Below are 24,263 nucleotides of genomic sequence, written 5' to 3' on the forward strand. Positions count from 1 at the left end.
TTTCCGTGCTGACCGTTGACCTTACCGCTCTTCTCAAGCGTCTCAACCCCCTCTGCACCCGGTCACTGGAGGGGGCCGCCGGACTCTGCGTGGCCAGGGGGCACTACGAAGTGACCGTTGAACACTTTCTGGCCAGGTTGCTCGATGAGGCGGGGGGCGACCTCGCTGCCGTTCTGCGGAACTCTAACATCGACGCCTCCCTGCTGAAGACCGGAGTCGTCCGGGTTCTCGACGAGTTGCCCACCGGCAACGGGGGGCGGCCGGTCTTTTCCCCGATTCTTCTGGAGTGGCTCCAGGCGGGGTGGCTCACCGCCTCCCTCGACCTGAACGAGGAGCGGGTCCGCTCCGGGGCGCTCCTCGCGGCGCTCCTGGCCCGGCCGCTGAGGTTCGCGGCGGGCCGCTACGTGGACCAGCTCATGCCCTTGGGACGGGAGGGGCTGCTCTCCGGCTTCTCGCGCACTGTTTCCGGCTCGGAGGAGAATGCCTGCACGGGCGGCGGCACCGCTTCAGTCGCCGGGCCCGACCGGGATGACACGGCGCTTTCCCGCTTCTGCACCGACTTCACCGCCAGGGCAGCCGAGGGGGGCATGGACCCGGTCTTCGGCCGTGATCGGGAGATCGGCCGGATGATCGACATCCTGGCCCGGCGGCGGAAGAATAACCCCATCGTGGTGGGGGAGGCGGGGGTCGGCAAGACCGCCGTGGTGGAGGGGCTGGCACTCCGCATCGTTAAGGGGGAGGTGCCGGAGGCATTGCGGGAGGTGAGGCTCCTGGGGCTTGATCTCGGTCTGCTCCAGGCCGGGGCAGGGATGAAGGGGGAGTTCGAGAACCGCCTGAAGAGCGTGATCGAAGAGGTGAAGGGGGCTTCCCGGCCGGTGATTCTCTTCATCGACGAGGCCCACACCCTGATCGGTGCCGGCAACCAGGCGGGCGGAGGGGACGCCGCCAACCTTCTGAAGCCGGCCCTGGCCCGGGGTGAGCTGCGCACCATAGCCGCCACCACCTGGAGCGAATACAAGAAATATTTCGAGAAGGATGCCGCCTTGGCCCGGCGCTTCCAGCCGGTGAAGCTGGACGAGCCGTCGGTGGAGACTGCGGTGCTGATCCTGCGGGGCCTCAAGGATACATACGAGGCGGCCCATGGGGTCACCATCCGGGACGACGCCGTCCGGGCGGCGGCGGAACTCTCGTCCCGCTACCTGTCGGGCCGGCAGCTGCCGGACAAGGCGGTGGATCTCCTTGATACGGCTGCGGCCCGGGTGAAGCTCCTGCTCACCGGCAAGCCGGGAAGGGTAGAGGAGGCGGAGCGGCGCATCCAGGCCCTGGAGCGGGAAGAGGCCGCCCTCCGCCGTGATCGGCTCCAGGGGCGGCCGGAGGACGAAGGACGGCTGGCGGTGCTGAAGGATGAGCTGGCGCTGTTGCGGGAGGAGCTGGCTGCCGTAACGGCTCGCTGGCACCGGGAACGAGAGCTGGCCTGGACGGTGGTGGCCGTGCGGAACGAGGCAGCGGAGGGCCGTGACGCAGGGGGGGGCACAGTGGGGTTGAAGATGGCGGAAACCGCGGCAATGCTGACGGAGGTCCAGGGGGATGAGCCGCTGGTCAGGATCGAGGTGGACCCGGAGGTGGTGGCGCAGGTGGTGGCCGACTGGACCGGCATTCCCCTGGGGAGCCTCCGCAAGGACCGGACCGCCGGAGTGCTTGCCCTGGAAGAGGGCCTGCGCCGGCGCATCCGGGGGCAGGAGCCGGCGCTGGCCGCCGTGGCCGAGGTGCTCCGTTCCTCGGCTGCCGGCCTCAAGGACCCGCGCCAGCCCCTGGGGGTCTTCCTGCTCGTCGGCCCCTCCGGCGTCGGCAAGACCGAAACCGCTCTGGCCGTGGCCGATCTCCTTTTCGGCGGCGAGCGGTTCCTCACCGTCATCAACATGAGTGAATTTCAGGAGCGTCACACCACCAGCCGTCTCATCGGCTCGCCGCCCGGGTACGTGGGGTATGGCGAGGGGGGCGCCCTTACCGAGGCGGTCCGCCGCAGCCCCTACTCGGCGGTGCTGCTGGACGAGGTGGAAAAGGCCCACCCCGACGTCCTCAATCTCTTTTACCAGGTGTTCGACAAGGGGATGCTGGCCGACGGGGAGGGGCGGGTGATCGACTTCGCCAACACGGTCATCTTTCTGACGAGCAATCTGGCGGCGGATGTCGTCGTCTCGCGCTGCGCGGAAAATCCGCCGCCCACGACGGAGGATCTGGCCGCCGCCATCCGCCCCCATCTCGCGCGGCACTTCAAGCCGGCGCTCCTGGCCCGCATGACCGTGGTCCCCTATCTGACCCTGGCGCCGGACAGCCTGGAGGAGATCGTGAACCTCAAACTCAGCCGGGTAGCGGAGCGGCTCCGGGAGAACAGCCGGATGGAGCTTGCGTGGACCCCGGCGGTTACGGCCCGGCTCGCTGCCCGCTGCTCCGAAGTGGAGAGCGGCGCCCGGGCCATCGATCATATCCTGCGCGGGACCCTCCTGCCGCTCCTCTCCCGGGAGATCCTGGCGCGGATCGGCACGGGAGAGGAACTGGAGGCAATCCGGCTTGATGCGGCAGCCGACGGTTCCTTTACCGTCGGCTGCGGGGGCGGTGCGGAGTCCCGGTGACCGGAGGCGTCAAACGCGGTACTGCTCGATGCAGGTTTCGGAGAAGGTGTGGGAGACCGTGAGCATCCGTTCGCTGCCGTCAACCGTGACCTTGATCCGGCAGTCGCTGCCGGATTCGGCCCTGGTGTAGCGGAGGAGAACCTTTGCAGCGGTCTCAAGGAGGCTGTCGTCCACTGTTCCCATGAGGACGCCAAGGGGGCTTGATCCGTCTACCCACCGGATGGCGGCTTCGCCCGGCTGGACATGGTGAGAGAGGAGTTCGTTCTCGGCCTCGTTGCGGCCGATCAGCACCTTGGTGCGGGGGCCGACGCGGAAGTGGCGCGCGACCTTGAGCAGGCGGAAATCACGCAGGTTGAGCTGGTCCGAGTGGTCGAAGACGTCCTTGACCTTTGAGACGAAGGAGACCTCGGTGAGAAGGCAGCCGCCGGCCGGACACGGGTAATTCTTCACATCCAGATCCTCGGCCAGTTGCATCTGCTCCTTGCGCGAGCGTCCCTGGATGGCCAGGAGCTTTTCGCGGTCGACCCATCCCTCCCGCTCGGGGAGCGTCGGCTCGAAGTGCTTGGCCGAAAGGGGGCGCAGCAGCAGCCCCTCCAGCCCGCTTTCCCGCTCGATGACGCGGAGCGTGTCCCGGCGCTGGCTCATGGGGCGCTGTCCCAGCACCTCGCCGGTGATGACGAAATCGGCACCGCTTTCGGCCATGTGCTCCTTTGCCTTGCGGAGCAGGAAGATGCGACAGTCCACGCAGGGGTTCATCCCCTTCCCGTAACCGTGCCGCGGCGTGCGGACCACTTCCAGATAGTCGACCCCCTTGTGCATGACCTTGATGGGGATGCCGAATTCCTCGGCCACCCGAATCGCTTCGGATTTGCAGCCGGCGTTTTTTCCCGTACAGGTGCAGAAGGGAGAGGTGAAGTTGAGGGCCTCGACCTCGATTCCCTGCTCAAGCATGACCTTGACCGCAAGGGTAGAGTCGAGTCCTCCCGAGAGGAGGGCAAGGGCTTTTCTTTTCATGTCGTCTCCTGGGGCGCCATGACGGGCGTCGGCAAACGCGGTGCCCGTTACGGAACCTGATTTTTCACGAGGGTAGCACGGGGGAGCGAAAAAAGTAAAGGGTGCTCGCGCCTGAAAATAACCCTCAAGTCACGGCCGGTTCCGGCCGATTGGATGTAGAGGGAGGAGCACCCATGCAAAGCATCGTCAAGGAAGGGTCCCTCGGGTCCATTCTCTTCAAATGCCAGATCATCAGCGAGGACGACATCCGGCGGGCACTCGATGAGCAGGAGCGCACCGGCGGCCGCTTCGGCGAGGCACTGGTGTCCCTCGGCATCGTCGCCCAGGAGGACATCGACTGGGCCCTGTCCAACCAACTCAATATCCCCTACGTACGCCTCAAGCCGACCATGGTCGACCGGGATGCCGTAGCGTTGGTCCCGGCGGCCATGGCCCGGCAGCATAATCTCATTCCCCTGATCCGGGCCGGCGAGGAACTGAGCATCGCCATTGCCGACCCGCTCAACGTGGCGGCCGTGGCGGCCGTGGAAAAGGAGACCGGGTGCGCCGTGTCGGTTTCCGTGGCGCTCATCCGGGAGATTCGGGAGATGCAGGAGCGTTTCTACGGACCGCCCGACACGGAGGAGCGCCTGGGGTTCACGTCGTCGGCGTTCCCGCCCCAGGCCCTGGCCGCCATGAATCACGACCTGACAGGGGGGAAGTTCCTCGATTACCTATTGCTGTTCGTGGCCCAGCAAAAGCTTAGCTCCCTTTCGCTCCACCCCCTGGGGGACAGGGTGTCGGTGATTGCCCGGCGCGGCGGCACCACGCGGGAGGTCGGACAGCTTGCCCCTTCCCGCTATCCCGACGTGGTCATGCATGTCAAGAAACTCGCCCACATCGACGGGGCCCGGTTCTCCGCCCGGGGGGGAATATCCTTTGCCTTGAAGGGACGCTCCATTCCTTTCCAGGTGGCTACCCTGCGGGGAGAAGGCGGTGATCACCTCACCTTCAGGATGACGGTGGCGGCATTGTTCCCGGCATCTATTGCCGACTTGGGGCTGACGGACGACCAGGTCCGGCAGTTTGCCGATCTGGCGGCGGCCGGTCGCGGCATGGTGGTGACCGGAGCCCGGGATCGGGAGATTCGCCGTCGGCTCACCGATCTCTACCTTCAGGAGCATGAGGCGGAGGGGAAGACCGTGCTGGTCGTCGGCAGCGACGCCGGCGCGGGAGAGCAGCGGTTCCCCCGCATTCCGGTGCCGTCCGAAGCGGATCTGAGCGCCGTGGTCTCAGCCTGTCTGGAGCATGATCCGGATATTCTCGTCCTGGAGGATGTCACTGACGGCCAGGCCTTTGCGGCAGCATGCCGGGCAACCCTGCGCGGTAAGCTGGTGGTGGCGGGGATTGGCTGCGGTGACGCCGTCGGCGCCCTGGACCAGCTTATCGCCTTCCGGGACATGCACGTTCTCGTGCCTGCGTACCTGCGGGGGGTGATTACCTGCACGCCGGTCCGGCCCCTGTGCCCCGCATGCCGGCGAAGCGAGCCATTTCCCGCCGCAGAGCGGGCGGCTCTGGGGATCGGTGCCGACGTCACCTCCTGTTGGCGGTCGGCGGGGTGCGAATCCTGTGACCAGACCGGCCATGAAGGCAGACGCTACCTGCTGGATGTGCTGGTTTTGGACCACGACCTCCGGGAGCGGTTCGAGGCGGCCCGTAGCGGGGCAGAGGTGATCGAGCATCTGCGCGGACAGGGCTGGCGCGGGATCGCGGACGAGCGGCAGACCCTGCTGGCTGAAGGCACTATTTCGCTGGAGGAGTATGCCTCCTCCCTGCACGGTTGACGGAGACGGTTTCATGGCACGTATCGACGCACTGTTCAAGCTGCTGAAGGAGCAGGGGGCCTCCGACCTCCACCTGTCGTCGGGGGCTCCGCCCATTTTCAGGCTCCACGGGGAGATGGCGCGGCAGAACTTCAAGGTTCTCTCCCATGAGGAACTGACGACCATTCTCTATGAAATCCTGACCGACAAGCAGAAGGCTGATTTCGAGGAGCGGCGGGACCTGGACTTCGCCTATGCCATTCCCGGCCTGGCCCGGTTCCGGGGGAACTACATGATGACTCATCGGGGCATCGCTGCGGTCTTCCGGATCATCCCCAGCAAGATCCTCTCGGCAGACGACCTGAGCCTTCCCGACGGGGTCCGCCGCATGACCCAGTTCAAGAAGGGGCTCGTGCTGGTCACCGGGCCCACGGGGTCGGGCAAGTCCACCACCCTTGCCGCCATGATCGACCTCATCAACGCCACCCGCAAGGAGCACATCCTCACTCTGGAAGATCCTCTCGAATTCATCCACGAGAACAAGATGTCGCTCCTGAACCAGCGGCAGATCGGCGAGCACTCTCTGAGCTTCTCCGCCGCCCTGCGCGCCGCCCTGCGGGAGGACCCCGACGTGATCCTCGTGGGCGAGATGCGGGATCTGGAGACCATAGGCCTCGCCATGAGCGCCGCCGAGACCGGCCACCTGGTGTTCGGCACCCTCCATACCAACTCGGCGGCCAAGACCATCGACCGGATCATCGACGTCTTTCCCACCGATCAGCAGGAGCAGACCCGGGCCATGCTCTCCGAATCCCTCAAAGGGGTAGTCTGCCAGCAGCTTCTCAAGACCGCCGACGGCAAGGGGCGGGTCGCGGCCCTGGAGATCATGCTCGGCACACCGGCCATCGCCAACCTGATCAGGGAGGGGAAAACCTTCCAGATCCCCTCCATCATCCAGACCGCCAAGCGTGACGGCATGCAGCTCATGGACCAGCATCTGCTGGACCTCTTCAAGACCAAGCGGATCACCGCCGAAGAGGCCTACCGCTGTGCCCAGGACAAGAAGCAGTTCGAGCAGTACCTGGCGGAGAAGCCGGGCCAGTAGGGGCGGCGAGGGTAGCGCCCGTCACCCGCCTACCGGTTCGGGTCTCCGACTCCATCGCCGTGGGCCAATATCCTGTCCAGCGTGATCTTGCCGCGCCATTCTTTGCCCCGGTCATCAGTGAGGATCACCGTAAAGGTCGAGGGGCCGATCCACTCGAAGCGATCATCAACACCGTGCTCATGGATGCCGAATTCGGCGGCGAGCGTTGCGGCCGTGACCGCTCCCGGCGGTTTCAGACGCTTGGCATTGCACAGCAAGCTGTCGCGGCACTGCCCTGCCAGGATACGGTTACGCCTGATGTTGAATTCCGGCGGTTCTATGGTCAGTGCCAGCAGGTCTATGGTGACTCGGGCGATGCCGTAATGATGGGCCAGCCAGGCGTAATGCACGGCGGAAGAGGCGAACTTGTGTGCCGTGCCGCAGGCAAAGGTTTTCAGGTAGCGGCGGCTGAGTTGTTCCCGCATGGCGTCCTCGTGGGGGATTTCAGGCAGTGCATTTCTCCGTGCGATTCGACAGTAGAAATTGTCACATGAGGAGTCAAGCGAAACGATTTCCTTCCACTCCTCACAGAACCCAAACCCCGTCGGGACAATATCACCGTCATCGTCACAATCGTAAAAATCACAATAGTGAGCACAGTAGTCGCCGTCTGTCACGCAGTGATCTGAGCAGCGATGCACCTTTCTTCTCCATTACTCATTCGTTTCGGGCTGCCGTGCTGTCGTGCTTCCGGAACCTGTAGGGTGCGTCAGGGGGCCAGCGGAAATAATACCACTGCCGGTCTGGGTCATAGGTTTCAGAATACCCATGCGGATACGGCGTTTCGGCGTGCCAGACACAAAGGTCCGATTCCTCAGTGGCGGCCCGGAAACGGGCGTCGGACCTCTCGATCCGCTCCGCGAGACCGCGCGGCAGCGGCATGCCGCAGTAACCGTCAATGGCATCGTCGAGGATCTCCCGTGCCGTAAGGTCGTTGGTGTATTCCTCTATGCAATCCCATCCCTGCTCCAGCCAGGGGATCGCCTCTTCCCATCGGGAAACCGCAACTTCGAGCTGTTCTCTCAGCTCATTCTCCGTCAGCGGCGCCATTGGTTCGGACAGGGGGTCAAAATGCTTGGTGCCCCAAGAGTCAAACCGTACACTGACGATCCCCGAACCAGCCACGTCGACCACTTTTCCCAGGCCGAGCCGTTCATGCCGAACCATCATTCCCGGTTGATAGCTCTCTGTTTTCCGCGAAACCACCATTGCGTTTCCTCCTATCTTTCAATCTTCCATAGACAGGCGTGACTCCTGCGCCGGTCCCTCCGGGGCGGTGATGCTGACTGTTTGCGCATGGCCTTGAGCATGGCGACGCCCCCTCTCTGGTGCCGCGTACGGGGTATCATGACGGAAGGTGACGGCGCGCTCGCCCGCTTCGGGGGCCGCCCAGCGGTGGAGGTGGTCGACGACGGCAGCGGAGGTGGTGGGTGCTTCGGACATGGAATCCACCAGGGGCATGGCAAAAACAGCGTCGACGAGCGAGATTAACCCATTGCGAGGTGGTTGTCGAGAGGGAGGCGCTCCCGGTTTCCGTCGCGTTCCCAGAGTGGGGGGAAGCAAAAAAATCTTGCCAGAGCAGCAGGTCGCATGATATAGACATTTCTTCTTAGTCGGGGCGTAGCGCAGCCTGGTAGCGCACCTGCTTCGGGAGCAGGGGGTCGGAGGTTCAAATCCTCTCGCCCCGACCATAAAGATCAAGGGGTTACGGCTTTTGTCGTAACCCCTTTTTGCGTTGGGTTGTGGAATGCATCCTTTTACGTTCCTTTTCGTCGCACATATTGATTTTCGTGACAACTAGCGTATCCTTTCGTCGCAAAAGCTGCTTCGAGACGGAAGGGGCGCCCTGTGGCCTACCTGGTTGAACAGCCGCATCGACAGAAAAAATTGCAGAGGGAGTATGAGGAATACTGGCGGGGTCGGTGCACAAAAAGCTGAAGCCGCCCCTTCGGACGGCCTCGTTACTCCTTCCACGCATTGTGGATGAGCTGTTAAAGCTATCCTTCTTTTATGTTGAAAAGTCAACTTATCTATCGAGGATTGGGTTTTTGAATCTCTTTGGTTTGGTGCGAAAACTTTGCGACGCGGTTTCGACAGTGAGCTGTGACAACCCGAAAGGCCGTTTGAGAAGAGCGACGAGCACACCCGCGCCGTGCTCTTCGCCCACCGCGAATTCCGGGGGATGGACAAGGCAGATCGTATCCGCGCCTGCTACCTGCACGCCTGCCTTCGTTATGTACAGCGCGACTTCATGACCAACACAACACTGCGGGAGAGGTTCGGCATTGAAGAGAAGAACAGTTCAATGGCCTCACGGATCATCAGGGATACCGTCGCCGCCGGCCTGATCCGCTGTCACGATGAAACCGTTGGAAGCAAGGCCAGGAAATACCTGCCCTGGTGGGCATGATAATCGCCATGAATTTGCTTGACTGTTGCTTGACCAAGAGGGTGCTTTCTGGACGGAGCTCAGAGAAAACCTTGATATTTAGGTTGTTAAATGTTGCCTTTTTGTTTGATGGATGCTTGACGCTGTAGCAAAAATTCAATGTCCACTGGAGCGGATATGAAGATCGGCAGGAATGATCCCTGCCCTTGCGGCAGCGGGATCAAGTACAAGAAATGCTGCGCTGGTAAACAAGAGGCCGGCGGACAGCCTGCCGGCATGGGCGAGGCCATGGGGGAGTTGAGGGAACTCCTCAAGGGGCAGAGCTTCGCCTCTCTGGAAGAGGCCAACGCTTTCCTTCGTCAGCATATGCAGCAGCGCAATCGAGCACCCAATGACGACTTCCAAGGTCTGTCATCGGAACAAATGCACCGGTTCCTCCATTTTCCGTTCGAGACGCCCCACCTGATCACCTTCCCGGCCCGACTCGATATCGCCCCTGAAGCCCCGATTATGACCCTCTTCGGCCTGCTGGTTGACGCCATCGGCGAAGAGGGGCTGAAGGCGACTGCAACCGGCAATCTCCCCCGCAATTTTTGTCGGGAGGCGGCCCTTTCCTTTCTGGGGGAAGAAGGGTATCGGGAGAAGACCCGGTTTTGCGGCATCAACACCGAACCGGACTTCCAGGAACTACACGTTACAAGGCTGGTAGCGGAATTGGCCGGGTTAATCCGAAAATACAAGGGGAAGTTCATCCTCGGCAGGGAGTGCCGGACGCTCTTGGCAGAACAGGGCCCGTCCGGCATTTACCCTCGGTTGCTCCGTGCCTTTACCTGGGAGTACAATTGGGGATACCAGGATCGGTATGAGGATTTTTCTATTATCCAGCACTCGTTTCTGTTTACCTTGTATCTGCTGCAGCGATTCGGTGCCGCGTGGCAGACGTCAGCGTTCTATGCCGATTGCTTCCTGCGGGCCTTTCCCGCGGTGCTCGGGGAGGCCCGGCCGCTCTCCCTTGAGACCGCCGAGGAGGAGATCTCTCGCTGCTACGCCATCCGCGCCCTGGACCGGTTCGCCGGTTTTCTCGGTCTGGCGGAGATCGAACGTGATCCTGCCAAAAGGTTTTCCGGTGAGTTCCGTCTGCGCAAGCTGTCGCTCGTGGACCATGTCGTCCGGTTTCATTTATGAGGTGTCGAATGGCCATGCCATGCCGGTGACTCCTTCTGGATGTTGGGGTGTCACCGGGGCGAGGAGCAGCGCTCTTTGGGTTTCAAACCTCCCGCCTAGCGTCGTTAAAAGGGTTGTCACACGCGGGTCGAAATGCTACAAGATTTTATTTGGCGTCATTTCGCACGGTTCTGTCTGAACTCCATGGCTAACGGTGATCTTCACGATTTTCTTGCCGAGTTGGAACGGCTCGGTGACCTTCATCGGGTGGCGGCTGAAGTCGACCCGGTGCTTGAGGTGGCCGCCATCACCGACCGGGTGAGCAAGCTGCCGGGCGGGGGGAAGGGGCTTCTTTTCGAGCGCGTGAAGGGCTCCCGCTTCCCACTGGTCACCAACGTCTTCGGCTCGGCCGGACGGGTGGCAGCCGCCCTTGGCGCGGCAACCCTCGACGACTTGACGGCGCGGATGGAGTCGCTCCTCGCCGCCGTGCCCCCCGCGAAAACGGCATCCCCCCTGGAGGCGATGGCCTCCCTGGCCGAGATGCGGCGCTTTGCCCCCATGATCGTGGAGAAGGCGCCCTGCCAGGAGGTGGTGGAGACGCCGGACCTCCTGCGCTACCCGTTTCCGCACTCCTGGCCCGGCGACGGTGGCCGCTTCATCACTCTTCCCCTTGTTGTTACCCGTGACCCGGAGACGAACACTCCCAACTGCGGCATGTACCGCGTGCGGGTGGTGGATGGAGCCAGCGCCGGCATCCGGTGGTATGCGGGGAAGGGGGGCGAGCTCCACTGTCGGCGCCATCGGGAGCGCGGGGAGCGGATGCCCGTGGCCGTGGCCATCGGCGGCGATCCGGCGGCAATCCTGGCGGCGATCCTTCCCCTTCCCGAGGGGTTCGACGAAATGCTCTTTGCCGGTTTTCTCCGGGGGCGCCCCCTGGAGCTGGCGCGCTGCCGGACCAGCGACCTGCTGGTCCCAGCCGGGGCGGAACTGGTCCTGGAAGGTTATGTGGAGCCCGGCGAGACGGTCATGGACGGCGCCTTCGGCAACCATACCGGCTTTTACGCCCCGGCGGCGCCGGTGCCCCTCATGCGGCTCACCTGCATAACGCGCCGCGCCGATTGCCTCTGCCCGGCCACGGTGGTGGGCCGGCCCCCCATGGAGGACTGCTATCTGGCCAAGGCGGCGGAGCGGCTCCTGCTGCCGGTGCTCAGGATGCGTTGGCCCGAGATCGTCGACATCAACTATCCGCTGGAATGGATATTCAACGGAGGCGCTGTTCTTTCGCTGCGGGAATGCTCTTCCTCCCGGGTCCGCCGGATCGTCACGGAACTTTGGAGTTCGGGGCTTGCCGGGGCCGGCAGGCTTCTGGTGGCGGTGGACGAGGGGACGCGGGTCGATGATCCCGCCGAGGTGGCTTGGCGGGCCATGAACGCGGTGGACTGGCGGACCGATCTGATCATTGCCGAGCGTGACGCCGCAGCCGCCTGGCCCGGCCTCGGTTCGCGGCTGGCCATCGACGCCACCCGATCCGCTGCCCGCCGCTACGGAGCAGAAGAACTCGTGCCGGACCGGGAGACGGCCCGGCGTGTGGACTCGCGTTGGAGGGAATACGGATTCTGATGATGTTCCGGCTTGGCTGGGGAATACTCGTATGCCTCTTTCTGGCCCTGGCGGCGGGATGCTATCACTTGCGGCTCGAGCCGGCTGCGTTGCCGGTTCAGCGGGCCGTCACGGCCCGTTCGGCTGCCGATGTCTTTGATCGGGTGCGGGATGTTCTCGTCCAGGACGGATACGCCGTGGAGCGGGACGAGAGGCGGGACAACGGCGAGGGGGGCGTCATCACCTGCGGATACCGCCACTTTTCGACCCGGGCCGGGGGAATTTCCCAGCCGGTCGGGGGGCGCCTCTACTTTCACCGGTTGATGATTACCGTGAACGGCGGCGAAGAGGGGGCCGAGATCCTCATGGAATCCACCGGCCTGGAAATCCGTTCCAGCTACGTCTATGATGAGGGGGGCGCGGTCCGTTCGTTTACCAAGCGCTACCCCTACGAGCAGTATCCCGGCATGTTCGACCTGAAGGCGGTGGATCGCGAACTGGCGCGGGTGAGAGGGATGCTGGAGGCCGCTCTGCGGCAGGGAGAACGATGATGGTGAGCGAGGAAGGGCTGGAGAAGGGTATGTTTGCCAAGATCAGAGTATTTCTGGAGATGATCAAGTTTTCCCACACGGTGTTCGCCCTGCCGTTCGCCTTTACCGGCGCGGTGCTGGCGGCCGACGGCATGCCGTCGGCGCACCAGGTGTTCTGGATTCTGATGGCTATGGTGGGGGCGCGGACCGCCGCCATGGGCATGAACCGCCTGATCGACGCCGAGATCGACGCCCGGAACCCCCGCACCGCGAGCCGCGCCATCCCGGCAGGGCTCATCGGCACGGGCACGGTGATCCTTTTCATCGTGCTCTCCATTCTGCTCATGCTCTACGCTGCCTGGCAGCTCAATCCGCTCTGCCTCTATCTTTCGCCCGTGGCCCTTTTCTTTCTGTGGCTCTATTCGTACTGCAAGCGGTTCACCTCCCTGGCCCACGTGGTGCTCGGCATCTGCCTGGCAGCTGCGCCGCTGGGTGCCTGGATCGCCATCAGGGGCACGGTGGAGGTGCCGGCGATCCTGCTGGGGCTCGCGGTCCTCTTCTGGGTGGCCGGGTTCGATATCCTCTATGCCCTCCAGGATCTGGACTTTGACCGCGCCAGCGGGCTCCATTCCATCCCGGTCCGGCTCGGGGTAAACGGTTCACTATGGGCAGCCCGGGTCTTTCATCTGGTCATGCTGGGGCTCCTGGCCGGGCTCTACCTGAGCGCGGGGCTCGGCCCCTGGTTCCTGGCCGGCCTGGCCGCCACCATCGCCATGCTCGGCTATGAGCACTGGCTCCTGCGCCACGGCGACCTGACCAAGCTCGATGCAGCCTTTTTCACCATGAACGGCTACATCAGCATCACGCTGTTCGTGGCAACCCTGGCCGATGTACTGGCGGGACGGGGTGGAGCATGAGCGGGCGGCACGTGGTCTTGGCCATCACCGGCGCATCCGGCGCAGTGTACGGGCTTCGCCTGGGTCGTGAGCTTCTGGCTGCGGGCTGTCGGCTCACTCTCCTGATCAGCCGGCCGGGTTTTACCGTCATCCGGGAAGAGTGCGGCTTCGACTGGGGGGGGTGGCCCCATGAGACCCTCGGCGCCCTGGAGGAGTACTTCCGGCCCGCCCCGGGGATGCTCGCCTACCATGCGGAGGACGATCTCATGGCTCCGGTGGCGAGCGGTTCCCGTGCGCCCGACGCCATGGTCGTCTGCCCCTGCTCCATGGGGAGCCTGGCCCGGATCGCGACGGGCCTTTCAAGCACCCTGACCGAGCGGTGTGCCGACGTGACCCTCAAGGAGGGGAGACCCCTGGTGCTGGTGCCGCGGGAGACCCCCTTGTCGGCCATCCACCTGGAAAATATGCTGAAACTGGCGCGGCTCGGGGTGCGGATCGTGCCGGCCATGCCCGGTTTCTACCACGGACCGCGCACCCTGGACGACCTGGTCGGTTTCGTGGTGGGCAAGGTGCTGGACGCACTTCAGATTCCCCATGAGCTGTTCACCCGGTGGGGTAACGCCTCCCGGGTGGAGGAGTGATGGGATGAGCATTTCATTGGCGACACTTAGCGACAGGGTCCATGGCGGCGAACGGATCAGCGACGAGGAGGCCCTGTTCCTCTTCGAGAGCCGCGACCCCCTGGCCGTGGGAGAACTGGCCGCGGCCGTGAACCGCCGCCGCAACGGCGACCGGGTCTTCTTCAACGTGAACCGGCACATCAACCACACGAACATCTGCGTCAACCGCTGCTCCTTCTGTGCCTTCTACCGCGCCGCCGATGAGCCGGGGGCATACCTCTACGACCTGGAGGAGATCCGCAACCGCGCTGCCGAGGCCCATGCCCAGGGAGCCACCGAGATTCACATCGTGGGCGGCCTCCACCCCGATCTTCCCTTCGACTTCTATCTCGCCATGCTCCGGACCGTGAAGGAGGTCTCCCCGGATCTCCACGTGAAGGCCTTTACCGCGGTTGAGATCGAGTACCTGTCGCGGCTCGCCGGCCTTTCGACGGCCGAAACCCTGACAGTGCTGAAGGAGGCGGGACTCGGCTCGCTCCCCGGCGGCGGGGCGGAAATCTTCGCCCCGGCCGTGCGCAACCGGCTCTGTCCCGAGAAGATTTCCGGCGACAAGTGGCTGGCCATTATGGAGGAGGTCCACCGGGCCGGGCTCAAATCCAATGCCACTATGCTCTATGGCCACATCGAGAGCTACGCGGACCGCGTGGACCACATGCGCCGCCTGCGTGAGCTCCAGGACCGCACCGGCGGCTTCCAGGTCTTCATTCCCCTGGCTTTCCAGAAGGAGAACAATCCCTTGGGGCACCTGAAACGCCCCGGGCCCGGAGGGGTCGATGCCCTGCTCACCCTGGCCGTGGCCCGCATCTACCTGGACAATTTCGCCAATATCAAGGCCTACTGGGTCATGCTCGGGGTAAAGATCGCCCAGACCTCCCTGGCCTTCGGGGTAAACGATCTGGACGGCACGGTGGTGGAGGAGAAGATCGGCCATGATGCCGGCGCCGCTTCCCCCCAGACCATGGGGCGCGACGAAATCGTCTCCCTGATCCGCACGGCCGGCCGGGTGCCGGTAGAGCGGGATACGCTGTACAACGAACTGCGGGTGTACTGATGCCGATACGTGCCATGGAAAAAGCAACCGCCGGGGAACTCCTCACGCGGGCCGAAGCGCTCAGCCTCCTGACGGATGGGGATCTCCTCGCCCTGGGCCGGCTCGCCGACGCGGTCCGCCGGAGGATGCATCCGGAGAATCTGGTTACCTTCGTGGTGGACCGCAACGTCAACTACACCAATGTCTGCGAGTCCAAGTGCAAATTTTGCGCGTTCTACCGCGACGAGGGAGCTCCCGACGCCTATCTGCTTGCCGAGGAGGCCATCTTCGCCAAGATCGCCGAGCTGGTGGACCACGGCGGGACCCAGCTCCTCATGCAGGGGGGGCTCCATCCCCAGTTGGGGATCGACTGGTTCGAGGACCTTTTCCGGGGGATCAAGGCCCGCTTTCCGCAGGTACAGAACCATTCACTCTCGCCGGCGGAGATCACTCAGATCGCCACGGTCTCGAAGCTCACCATCCCGGAGACGGTGCGCCGGCTTCGGGAGGCGGGGCTCGACTCCATTCCCGGCGGCGGCGCCGAGATCCTGGTGGACAGCGTGCGGCAGGAAATCTCGCCCCGCAAGATCGGCTGGGAGGGGTGGGCCGCGGTCATGAGAGAGGCTGCCCGCCAAGGGATGGCCACCACGGCCACCATGATGTTCGGCAGCCGCGAGACCCCCGAGGACATCGTGGAGCACCTCTTCCGCGTCCGGGAGCTCCAGGCCGCCGGAGGGTCCTTCACCGCCTTCATCCCCTGGACCTACCAGCCGGGCAACACCGAGCTCGGCGGCACGGGGGCCACCGGCGTGGAGTACCTGAAGGTCCTGGCCCTGTCGCGGATCGTCCTCGACAACATTCCCAGCATCCAGGCCAGCTGGGTGACCCAGGGCGCAGCCATGGCCCAGGTGTCGCTCTTCTTCGGCGCCAACGACCTGGGCGGGACCATGCTGGAGGAGAACGTGGTGGCCGCGGCCGGCTGCACCTTCCGCATGAGCCGCGAGGAGATGGTGGAGCTCATCCGTGAGGCCGGGTTCCGGGCCGCCCAGCGGACGACGCTCTATTCGATAGTCCGCGAGTATTGACCTGAATAAACAGTTGAAACTCAGAACAACAGAGCAAAACCTGGAAGAGTCTCCGTTCAAGTTCAACTTCTCCTCTTGATGGCATAAGGCAGAATTTTTCCGCCGCGCTGAACCCTCTGTTGCCCTGCGTTATTGCAGCAGTTTAATCCCATGACTGGAGTTTTCCTTGCCTCTGCTACCCGTTTCACCCGAGATCATCACCACCGTTGACGGAGTGCGCCGTCTTGCCGACCGCCTCGGGCGCGAGCCCATCGTGGCGTGCGATCTGGAAGCCGATTCCATGCACCACTATCAGGAGAAGGTCTGCCTGATCCAGTTCGCGGTGCCCGGCTACGCCGCCATCGTCGACCCCCTGGCAGCCCCGGATATCTCCCCGCTGGCGCCGCTCTTTGCTAACGCCGCCATCCGCAAGGTCTTCCACGGGGCCGACTACGACATCCGCTCCCTCCACCGGGATTTCGGCATGGAGGTGAACAATCTCTTCGACACCATGATTGCCTGTCAGCTGTTGGGCGAGCGGGAGTTCGGCCTGGCCGCCCAGCTGCGCAAGCGATTCGGCGTGGAGTTGGACAAGCAGTACCAGCGGGCCGACTGGAGCAGGCGCCCTCTCACACCAGGGATGATTGAGTATGCCGTGAAGGACACGACGCTCCTGATCGAGCTGTGCCGGCAACTGGCGACCGATCTGGAGGCAAAGGGGCGACGCGGCTGGGTGGAGGAAGAGTGCGAGCTGCTGTCGCGGGTGCGGGTGGCGGAGCGGGGCGACGAGCCGTTCTTTCTCCGGTTCAAGGGGGCATCCCGGATGGATGGCCGGACCCTGGCGGTCCTGGAAGAACTTCTGGCATTCCGTGACGGACGGGCCCGCCAGGTGGATGTGCCGCCGTTCAAGGTACTGGGGACCGATACCGTGCGTGAACTGGCTGAGCGGCGTCCTCGCCTCCCGGAGGAGCTGCAGGGAATCACCGGTCTTACGGACAAGGTCGCGGCCCGCCACGGCGAAGGGATTCTGCGTGCCGTCGAACGGGGGTGCGCGGTACCGGCGCAGCAGTTGCCGGCGTATCCCCGGGAGGAGCGCCGCAAAATGGAGCGGGGGGAAGAAGATCGGCTGAAGCGGCTCAAGGAGTGGCGGGCCGAACAGGCGGGACGGCTCGGCATCGAGCCGGGGTACATCGCCAACAATGCACTGCTGGAACTGGTGGCTGTCAATGCTCCCCGCACCATGGGGGATCTGGAGGCCCTGCCCCCCATGCGCTGCTGGCAGCGCAGCGAGTTCGGCGAACAGATCCTGTCCGCCGTGAGCCCGAGGCGCTGACGGCACATCGCAAACAAACTCTGTCGCTCCGGCGGCTTTGCGGCGAAGCTTCAATCGTACCATGCCCGAAGTAGCCCTGTTGCTCAGTCGCGCCAGGGCTGCCCGCTGCCGGGCACGGGCTGGCCCTGCAGCCCGCTACGAACAAATGTCTACTTCTTCTCATCCTCTCCGGCATCGCCGAAGAGGGAGTCAAAATCGGTCCCCGGAAAACTTTCAACTCCCGCCTCCGGCCCCTTGGGGGCGGCGGGCGGCGTCTCCGTTTTCGTCTCCTTATCGTCCCAACTGAAGCTTTCCAGGTCAAAGTCGCCGGATGCAGCCGGTTCTGCCGCGGGCGCGGGCGTATCTCCGAACCCGCCGAAGCTGTCAGTCGGCACCTCCCAGGGGCTTTCCATTTCCGGTACCTGCGCGGCTCCGGGCGCGGCTGCCGTTATCTCGCTGTTGTCGCCGGTTTCCAGGAGCGTGGCGAAGTCATCGGTGCCGGCGTCGGCATCAGTGGTTGAGGGAGCGGGTACGGCGGATGCCGCAGGGGTGTCGTCGAAGGAGAAGTCGCCCAGGTCAAGCCCTGCGGCTGCCGGCTCAGCCGGCGCCGGTGACGGCGAAAGCCCCAGGTCCAGGTCGGAGAAGATGTCGTCCCCCGGCTTGAAAGACTCCGGCGCCACAGGGGCTTCCCAGGTGAAGCGTTCTTCCGCATTCGCAGCGGTTGCTGCAGACGGCGCCGCAACGGCGGCGACCGGTGCCGCTGCGGTCAGTCCCGCCAGGGGGAGCACCACGGCCCGGATACCGTGGGTCTGCTTGAAGGCGGAGAGGTCGTGGCTGCACTTCTTGCAGTTATCGAGGAATTCGAAGCTGTTGTAGCCGCACTTGGGACATTTCATCGTGGGAACTCCTTGTGCGGCCGGCTTCGATGCTGGCCGCTATGGTATCGGTTGCGCCGGGGCGGGGCGGGGATGCGGCCCGCTGCCCAGGTCTCCGTACAGGTATTGCAGTATCGCCACCAGGGCGATGCCGGCGGTTTCGGTCCTGAGAATCCGATGGCCGAGGGTGACGGGAACGAATCCCGCCTCCCGGGCCTCGGCTGCCTCGGCCGCCGTGAATCCCCCCTCGGGGCCCACCACTACGGCGATGCGTTTCGGTGTCTGCGCTGCGGCCAGGACTCCGGCGAGGGTCGTGGTCCGTTCGTCCTCCCAGAGCAGAAGCTTCAGGTCGTGGTCCGTTCCCCGAACCGCCTCGGCCAGCCCCCGCGCCAGTTGTACCCGGGGTACCGCCGGACATCCCGCCTGGCGGGCTGCTTCTTCGGCCACCCGTTGCCAGCGCCGCAACCGCTCCTGCTCCCGCTCCGGCGAAATGCGGGGGATCGAGCGCTCGGCCAGGAAGGGAACCACTTCGGATACGCCGAGTTCAGTGGATTTCTGCAAGATGAGTTCCATTTTGTCGCCTTTGGGCAGACCCTGGCAGAGGGTGAGCCGGAGACCGTCTCCATCCCCCCTGATCTGCCGCCGCTCGCTGATGGTCACCGTCAGGCTGTCCCGTTCCATGGCCGTGATCACTCCCGTGCACTCGGCCTCTTTCCCGTCCGCGAGAATGACCTCGGTGTCAATTTTTAGACGAAGCGACCGGGCCATGTGACGAAAAAGGTCCCCCCGCACAACCACGTTTTTACCCGACAGATCAAGGTCCGTGACGATAAACCGGCGCATGCTCATCCCTCGTTCCGGTATACGAGACAACTCCATTCCCCTTCCCGGGAGGTTGCCGCCAGCGCGAGGCCGCTCCGGCCGAATCCCTCGACGACGAAGGCTTCCCGCTCCGTGAGGATGCCCGAGAGGATCAGGTGCCCGCCCGCCGCGACCTTTGCGGCCAGGTCCCCGGCCATGCGGACCAGGTCTTCGGCCAGAATGTTGGCCAGCACCACATCGAAGCGTCCCGGAATCAGGGCCAGGGGGGTGGTGACCAGTTCCACCTCAACGCCGTTGAGCGCGCAGTTCTCCCCGGCCACGATCACGGCGTCCGGGTCGATATCGGTGCCGATCACCTGTCGGGCCCCCAGCCGGACGGCCGCGATGGCCAGGATGCCCGAGCCGGTTCCCACGTCGAGTACCCTGTCGGGGCTCCCGAGCGTTTCCAATGCCTCCAGGCAGAGTCGCGTGGTGGGGTGCGTGCCGGTGCCGAAGGCCATGCCGGGGTCCAGTTCGATGACCTGGTCTCCCGGTTCGGGGGCAAACGGTTCCCACGTTGGCTTGATGACCAGATGACGGCCGATGCGGGTGGGGACGAAGTGCTGGCGCCAGCCGGTGGCCCAGTCTTCGTCGCGGATGAGGGTGACGGTGGGGGCGGGGATGGGGGCGTCGCCGAATGCGGCTGCGTTGTCACCAAGAAACCGCTCGATCTGGGCGAGCTGCCCTGCCATGTCCGCTGCCGGATCGAAGTAGGCCCGAACGGTGGCGGTGTCCGGTTCCTCGATGCCGTCCAGGGTGAAGGTGTCAAGTGTCCGGTTGTCGATGCTGACGCCATTGCCGGAGAGTTCCACGAGAAAATCGGCCAGCAGATCGACCAGTCCGGCCGGGACCTGGCAACAAATTTCGGCCCATTGTTTATCCATGCCTGTACCTCGGTAAGTTTGAGTCTGCCGGGGGCGGCAGGGTGTGCTAAGGTAGCAAAACTAAAAGATTATGACAATAAAAACCTTGACAAACAGTCCGGTCTGGGTTCTAATTCTCATTAAAATAGATTCGGTGGTTTCCATGGACTTGGAGCGGATCAAAAAGGAACTGGTCGCCTTTGTCGACGCACGGCGCGACGATTTTATCCGTGTGTCGGAGGAGTTGTTTCACAATCCCGAGACCGGGCTCAACGAGGTGCGAAGCGCGGCCCTGCTGGCCGATTGTCTCGAAGCCGAGGGGTTCCGGGTGGCCCGCGGGGTGGCGGGGCTCCCCACGGCATTCCGGGCCGATTCCGGTGAGAGGGGACCGGTCGTCGGCATTATCGCCGAGATGGACGCCCTGCCCGGGCTTGGCCACGCCTGCGGTCACAACGTGATCGCGGCGGCGGCCCTGGGCGCCGCCATCGCCCTGCGCCGCGTGCTTCCCGCCGACGCGGCGCGTCTCGTGGTCCTGGGCACGCCGGCGGAGGAGATCGGGGTCGGCAAGGTTGAGATGATCCGGCACGGGATCTTCGACGATGTGGAGTTCGCCATGATGGTGCACCCCTCGTCCCGGCGATACGTCGTCAAGCACTACCTCGGACTTGCCAAGATCCGGTTCGTCTTCCTGGGGAAACCGGCCCACGCCGCCGCCTATCCCGAAGAGGGGATCAATGCCCTGGACGGTGTAATCCAGACCTTCAACTCGGTCAATGCGTTGCGTCAGCAGCTCCGGCAGGACGTGCGGGTCCACGGTATCATCCCCGAAGGGGGCGTCGCGCCGAACATCATCCCCGAGAGGGCATCGGCGTTTTTCTACGTGCGGGCCGACGACATGGCGGAACTGGAGCGGGTCAGGGAGCGGGTCGTCGCCTGTGCCCGGGGTGCCGCCACCGCCACCGGCTGCAGGCTGGAGATCGAGGAAGACCCGCGAGTCATGGCCCCCCTCAAGGTGAATTGCCGTTTTTCGGATCTCTATGCCGAACAGTTGGCATATCTGGGGCTGGAGCTTTCCGAGAGCAGGCCCGACCGGAACAAGGGGTCGTCGGATATCGGCAACGTCTCCCAGATCATGCCGACCATCCATCCCCACGTCCCCATCGGGGACGGGATCAATATCCACAGTGACGCCTTTGCCCGGGCCACGGTCTCGGCCCAGGGGAAAGCCGCCGTCGTGGAAGGGGCCACCGCCCTGGCCCTGACCGCTGCCGAACTGATCGCTCGCCCGGAGCTGCGGGAAGAGATTCTTCGGGAGTTTCGCCGCTGAGACTCCTGCAAACTCCTCATTCGCTCGCGCCTGAGGGGAAAAAGCCTCAGGTAATGGTCATTTTTTTGCCTTGCGAAAAAAAGATGATATACCTTAATGAAAAATCGTTCGAGCCGGGGCCGGGACTGATATGAAGAGGAGCATCAAACACATTTATCTGCTGTCTGATGCCACGGGTGAAACCGTGGAGCGGGTCGTGCGCGCCGCCCTTTCCCAGTTCCGGGACGTGGAGGCGCGCTTCCACCGGGTGACGCGGATCAGGAGCCGCGAGGATGTGATCTGGGCGCTGGAGGAGGTGCTGCGCGAGCCGGGAATGGTGGTCTACACCCTGGTCGACACGGAATTGGCCCAACTGCTGCGGGACGAGGCCGAAGCCCACGGGCTGGAGGCAATCGACCTCATCAGCCCGCTCCTGTTCAAGCTGTCGGATTTCTTCGGCGAAGCGCCTCAGAAGGAGCCGGGGCTCCTCCACCAGATCAACTCCGAATACCATAAACGGGTGGATGCCGTCGATTTCACCGTGAAACACGATGACGGCCAGGACCCGCGGGGGCTGGCAAAGGCGGATTTCATCCTGGTGGGGGTGTCGCGCTCGTCCAAGACGCCCCTCTCCATGTACCTGGCTCACAAGGGGTACAAGGTGGCCAACGTTCCCATCGTGAAGGGGATCGATCCGCCGCCGGAGCTCTACAAGGTGGACCAGAAACGGGTGGTGGGCCTGATCATCGATGCCGAGCGGCTCGTGCAGATCCGCACCGCCCGCCTGAGGAACCTGGGGCAGATGCCCAAAGGGAGCTATGCCGATTACGAGCAGATCGAAGAGGAGCTGGAATTCTGCCGCAGGCTCTACCGACGCAATCCCCAGTGGCTGGTCATTGATGTGACGAAGAAGTCGGTGGAGGAGTCCGCGGCCGAGATCATACAAAAACTCGCTGGTTGAAGAACCCGTCCCGATGAGCGGAGACGGAGTTAAGAAAGGAGCGCTCAATGAAGGTTCTCGTGGTCGAAGATGAGAAGAAGGTGTCCAGCTTCATCAAGCGGGGGCTCGAGGAGGAGAAGTACGAGGTCGACGCCGCATTCAACGGCGAGGAAGGGCTCAAGATGGCCCTGGACAAGGGCTACGAACTGATCGTTCTCGACGTGATGCTTCCCAAAAAGGATGGTCTCAGCGTGGTACGCGAACTGCGGGAGCGCAAGAACAGCACACCTGTTCTGATGCTGACGGCCAAGGACTCGGTGGAGGACATCGTGGCCGGTCTCGATTCGGGTTCCGACGACTACCTGACCAAACCCTTCGCCTTTGCCGAGCTTCTGGCCCGGGTCCGGGCCCTGGTGCGCCGCAGCGAGCAGGATCGCGGGGCAGAGATCCGTTTTGCCGACCTGCGGCTCGACCCGGTGACCCACAAGGTTTGGCGCAAGGACAAGGAGATCGACCTCACCGCCAAGGAGTATTCGCTGCTCGAGTACTTCATGCGGAACCCCAACCAGGTCCTTACCCGCACCATGATCGCCGAGCACGTGTGGGACTACACCTTTGACAGCTTCACCAATATCATTGACGTCTATGTCAACTACCTGCGCAAGAAGATCGACCGGGAGTCCGATAAGAAGCTCATCCACACCGTCCGCGGCGTGGGCTATATCCTGAAGGAGGAGGATTGATCGTTGTTTTTCAGGTCAATCCGCTTTTCGCTCACCCTTTGGTATGCGGTGACGCTCGCGGTCATTCTGGTCCTGTTCAGCTCCTTCATCTACCTGGTTCTGAGCAATCAGCTCAACAAGGAGATTGATCGTGAACTGCTGACCGTGGCCGAGGCCGTGGCAAGCCCTACTCTGGAACCTTTCCGCCATGCCGCGCCGTCGGTCTTTGACCAGGTGCTCGAAGACTTCATCGGCACGCGCCTGACGGGCAAGCACGTGCAGGTGCTCGACGGCTCCGGCGCGGTTGCCGCCTCGTCCAAGAGCATGGAGGAACTGCGCATTCCTCTGGGCAAGACTGCGTTGCGTCGCGTTCAGGCCGGCAAGGTTTCCTATGAGACCAGGGTCAATCTGGACGTGTATCCGGTCCGCACCATCGTGTACCCTATCATGACCGACGGGCGGCTCGACCAGATCGTTCTGGTCGGCACGTCCATGCGGGGGCCGGCTGAGACCCTTGAAAAGGTCCAGCTGGTCTTTGCCGTTTCCATTCCCCTGGCTCTCATCCTGTGGAGCTTGGGCGGATGGTTCCTGGCAGGCAGGGCGCTGAAGCCGGTTGACCTGATAACCCGCAGCGCCCGCAAGATTACTGCGGAAAACCTGGGACTGCGCCTGGAGGTCGTCAATCCCCAGGACGAGATCGGCCGGCTCGCCACCACGTTCAACGATACCCTGGAACGCCTGGAAAACGCCTTCAACCGGATCAGGCAATTCACCGGCGACGTCTCCCATGAACTGAGGACTCCTCTTACCATCCTGCGCGGCGAAGCCGAAGTGGGGCTCAAGTGGGCCAAGGAGCCGGAGGAGTTTCGCGAGCTTCTTCGCAGCAACCTTGAAGAGATCAACCGGATGTCCAAAATCATCGAGACGCTCCTGGAGCTCTCCCGGGTTGAGGGGGGGGTCAAGCTGGAGCTCGCCGATCTGGATCTGAGCGACCTCCTTGCCGAACTGGTTCAGCAGTCGCGTCTCATCGCACCGGACAAGAATCTCCGCATCGCCTTCGAGGGGCAGGAGCCGGTTACCATTCTCGGCGACTGGCTTCGGCTGCGCCAGGTTTTCATGAACCTGCTGGACAACGCCGTCAAATATACCCCTGCGGAGGGGGAGATCTCCGTGGTGGTTGATACGACCGGTGACAGCGCCCGCGTAGCGATCATCGACAGCGGCCCGGGGATTCCTCCCGAAGATCTGCCGCACATCTTCGAGCGGTTCTACCGGGTCGACAAGGCCCGCAACCGGGCCGACGGCGGTTGCGGCTTGGGACTCTCCCTGGTCAAGACGTTCGTGGAGGCTCACGGCGGACGCATTGAGGTGGTGAGCGAAGCGGGCAAGGGGAGCATCTTCACAGTCCTGCTGCCGCGGGTCGTCGCAGGGTGACCCCC

Annotated in this window: 22 protein-coding genes and 1 tRNA gene; 17 read left to right on the plus strand and 6 right to left on the minus strand. The window is 63.8% G+C overall.

Annotated elements, in window-relative coordinates; genetic code table 11:
* Positions 1-5 precede the first annotated feature (5 nt).
* A complete protein-coding gene (tssH, locus tag AABA48_RS16740; RefSeq protein ID WP_338270730.1) occupies positions 6-2,633 on the plus strand; it encodes a type VI secretion system ATPase TssH in 2,628 nt (875 codons plus the stop codon).
* A gap of 9 nt (positions 2,634-2,642) precedes the next feature.
* Here tssH and AABA48_RS16745 read toward each other — a convergent pair whose 3' ends face one another.
* Positions 2,643-3,647: a hypothetical protein gene (locus AABA48_RS16745; RefSeq protein ID WP_286351397.1), complete on the minus strand. Its 1,005-nt coding sequence runs from the start codon at positions 3,645-3,647 to the stop codon at positions 2,643-2,645.
* 173 nt (positions 3,648-3,820) lie between these two features.
* Between AABA48_RS16745 and AABA48_RS16750 the strand changes: the two genes are divergently transcribed.
* Together AABA48_RS16750 and AABA48_RS16755 are read left to right on the plus strand one after the other, a co-directional pair.
* The gene (locus AABA48_RS16750; protein ID WP_286351398.1) at positions 3,821-5,470 is read left to right on the plus strand and encodes a GspE/PulE family protein; all 1,650 of its coding nucleotides are present in this window, start codon (positions 3,821-3,823) and stop codon (positions 5,468-5,470) included.
* Between the two features lie 13 nt (positions 5,471-5,483).
* Positions 5,484-6,554, plus strand: coding sequence for a type IV pilus twitching motility protein PilT (locus AABA48_RS16755; RefSeq protein WP_324309434.1), 1,071 nt, complete (start codon positions 5,484-5,486; stop codon positions 6,552-6,554).
* A 29-nt stretch (positions 6,555-6,583) separates the two neighbouring features.
* Here the strand turns inward: AABA48_RS16755 and AABA48_RS16760 are convergent, their stop codons facing one another.
* Both AABA48_RS16760 and AABA48_RS16765 read right to left on the minus strand, forming a co-directional pair.
* Positions 6,584-7,018 (minus strand): hypothetical protein, encoded by a 435-nt coding sequence (locus tag AABA48_RS16760; protein ID WP_338270731.1) that lies wholly within the window; start codon positions 7,016-7,018, stop codon positions 6,584-6,586.
* 232 nt (positions 7,019-7,250) lie between these two features.
* Positions 7,251-7,802: a hypothetical protein gene (locus AABA48_RS16765; RefSeq protein ID WP_066356858.1), complete on the minus strand. Its 552-nt coding sequence runs from the start codon at positions 7,800-7,802 to the stop codon at positions 7,251-7,253.
* 405 nt (positions 7,803-8,207) lie between these two features.
* On the opposite strand from AABA48_RS16765, the gene AABA48_RS16770 reads away from it, so the two are divergent.
* The 10 genes from AABA48_RS16770 (at position 8,208) to AABA48_RS16815 (ending at position 17,278) form a co-directional block, all read left to right on the plus strand.
* Positions 8,208-8,284 (plus strand) — tRNA-Pro (locus tag AABA48_RS16770).
* Between the two features lie 461 nt (positions 8,285-8,745).
* The gene (locus AABA48_RS16775) at positions 8,746-9,003 is read left to right on the plus strand and encodes a hypothetical protein (protein WP_324309437.1); all 258 of its coding nucleotides are present in this window, start codon (positions 8,746-8,748) and stop codon (positions 9,001-9,003) included.
* Positions 9,004-9,159: 156 nt separating this feature from the next.
* Entirely contained in the window at positions 9,160-10,167 is a 1,008-nt protein-coding gene (locus AABA48_RS17415; protein ID WP_349256826.1) for an SEC-C metal-binding domain-containing protein, read from the plus strand.
* A 183-nt stretch (positions 10,168-10,350) separates the two neighbouring features.
* Positions 10,351-11,766 carry a UbiD family decarboxylase gene (locus tag AABA48_RS16785; RefSeq protein WP_286351401.1) on the plus strand — a complete coding sequence of 472 codons (1,416 nt, stop codon included), beginning with the start codon at positions 10,351-10,353 and terminating at the stop codon, positions 11,764-11,766.
* Entirely contained in the window at positions 11,766-12,296 is a 531-nt protein-coding gene (locus AABA48_RS16790; protein ID WP_286351402.1) for a hypothetical protein, read from the plus strand. Before AABA48_RS16785 ends, AABA48_RS16790 begins: the two co-directional genes overlap by 1 nt.
* A complete protein-coding gene (locus AABA48_RS16795) occupies positions 12,296-13,192 on the plus strand; it encodes a 4-hydroxybenzoate octaprenyltransferase (RefSeq protein ID WP_286352493.1) in 897 nt (298 codons plus the stop codon). Before AABA48_RS16790 ends, AABA48_RS16795 begins: the two co-directional genes overlap by 1 nt.
* Positions 13,189-13,812: a UbiX family flavin prenyltransferase gene (locus tag AABA48_RS16800; protein ID WP_286351403.1), complete on the plus strand. Its 624-nt coding sequence runs from the start codon at positions 13,189-13,191 to the stop codon at positions 13,810-13,812. The genes AABA48_RS16795 and AABA48_RS16800 overlap by 4 nt, the downstream gene beginning before the upstream one ends.
* A 4-nt stretch (positions 13,813-13,816) precedes the next feature.
* Entirely contained in the window at positions 13,817-14,902 is a 1,086-nt protein-coding gene (gene mqnE, locus AABA48_RS16805; protein ID WP_286351404.1) for an aminofutalosine synthase MqnE, read from the plus strand.
* Positions 14,902-15,966 carry a cyclic dehypoxanthinyl futalosine synthase gene (mqnC, locus tag AABA48_RS16810; RefSeq protein ID WP_286351405.1) on the plus strand — a complete coding sequence of 355 codons (1,065 nt, stop codon included), beginning with the start codon at positions 14,902-14,904 and terminating at the stop codon, positions 15,964-15,966. Before mqnE ends, mqnC begins: the two co-directional genes overlap by 1 nt.
* 166 nt (positions 15,967-16,132) lie before the next feature.
* Positions 16,133-17,278 carry a ribonuclease D gene (locus tag AABA48_RS16815; protein ID WP_286351406.1) on the plus strand — a complete coding sequence of 382 codons (1,146 nt, stop codon included), beginning with the start codon at positions 16,133-16,135 and terminating at the stop codon, positions 17,276-17,278.
* A gap of 149 nt (positions 17,279-17,427) precedes the next feature.
* Here AABA48_RS16815 and AABA48_RS16820 read toward each other — a convergent pair whose 3' ends face one another.
* The 3 genes from AABA48_RS16820 to prmA are packed head-to-tail and all read right to left on the minus strand — an operon-like array spanning position 17,428 to position 19,877.
* A complete protein-coding gene (locus tag AABA48_RS16820; protein ID WP_286351407.1) occupies positions 17,428-18,153 on the minus strand; it encodes a hypothetical protein in 726 nt (241 codons plus the stop codon).
* A 39-nt stretch (positions 18,154-18,192) separates the two neighbouring features.
* A complete protein-coding gene (locus AABA48_RS16825; RefSeq protein ID WP_286351408.1) occupies positions 18,193-18,975 on the minus strand; it encodes a 16S rRNA (uracil(1498)-N(3))-methyltransferase in 783 nt (260 codons plus the stop codon).
* Positions 18,976-18,977: 2 nt separating this feature from the next.
* Positions 18,978-19,877: a 50S ribosomal protein L11 methyltransferase gene (gene prmA, locus AABA48_RS16830; RefSeq protein WP_286351409.1), complete on the minus strand. Its 900-nt coding sequence runs from the start codon at positions 19,875-19,877 to the stop codon at positions 18,978-18,980.
* A gap of 142 nt (positions 19,878-20,019) precedes the next feature.
* Between prmA and AABA48_RS16835 the strand changes: the two genes are divergently transcribed.
* The 4 genes from AABA48_RS16835 to AABA48_RS16850 all read left to right on the plus strand — a co-directional run bounded on the left by AABA48_RS16835 (position 20,020) and on the right by AABA48_RS16850 (position 24,258).
* Complete coding sequence (locus AABA48_RS16835; protein WP_286351410.1) at positions 20,020-21,183, plus strand: M20 family metallopeptidase; 1,164 nt, start codon at positions 20,020-20,022, stop codon at positions 21,181-21,183.
* A gap of 130 nt (positions 21,184-21,313) precedes the next feature.
* Positions 21,314-22,123, plus strand: a complete 810-nt coding sequence (locus AABA48_RS16840) for a pyruvate, water dikinase regulatory protein (RefSeq protein ID WP_338270732.1) — start codon at positions 21,314-21,316, stop codon at positions 22,121-22,123.
* 47 nt (positions 22,124-22,170) lie between these two features.
* On the plus strand, positions 22,171-22,845 hold the full coding sequence (locus AABA48_RS16845) for a response regulator (RefSeq protein WP_286351412.1): 675 nt from the start codon (positions 22,171-22,173) through the stop codon (positions 22,843-22,845).
* Positions 22,846-22,848: 3 nt separating this feature from the next.
* Positions 22,849-24,258 carry a sensor histidine kinase gene (locus tag AABA48_RS16850; protein ID WP_286351413.1) on the plus strand — a complete coding sequence of 470 codons (1,410 nt, stop codon included), beginning with the start codon at positions 22,849-22,851 and terminating at the stop codon, positions 24,256-24,258.
* The last annotated feature ends 5 nt before the right edge of the window (positions 24,259-24,263 follow it).

It is taken from the genome of Geobacter sp. 60473, assembly GCF_036323535.1.
Taxonomy (GTDB): domain Bacteria; phylum Desulfobacterota; class Desulfuromonadia; order Geobacterales; family Geobacteraceae; genus Geobacter; species Geobacter sulfurreducens.